The organism is Martelella sp. FOR1707, assembly GCF_053484265.1.
In genome coordinates this window covers 1-250 of sequence record NZ_JBAKFP010000026.1, presented here as the reverse complement: position 1 = coordinate 250, position 250 = coordinate 1, and the positions used below count along the sequence as shown (strand labels likewise).

At 62.8% G+C, this 250-nt stretch carries 1 protein-coding gene; it reads right to left on the bottom strand.

The genetic code is table 11. The features are described from left to right. A partial coding sequence (locus V6765_RS24095) for an Ig-like domain-containing protein (RefSeq protein ID WP_448433136.1) occupies positions 1 to 250 on the bottom strand: 250 nt, incomplete at both ends.

Here is a 250-nt window from a genome sequence, read left to right as displayed (position 1 = left end):
GAACCTTCATTGCCGGCCGTATCCGTGTAAGAACCTTCGGTGACGGTGGCCGTCACTTCGCCATTGCCGGTCGGCGTGATCGTGGCCGTCCAGATCTGATTGCCATCAGCATCTTCCGACCACGTGCCGTCGGTGCCGAGTTCGGCGTTCTCCAGATCGAGATCGGCGGCCGGGTCGAAGCTGTCGCGATCGGTGTCCGGCGAGAAGGTCAGCACCAGCGTGCCGTCCTGCCCGTTATCGGTGATCTCGA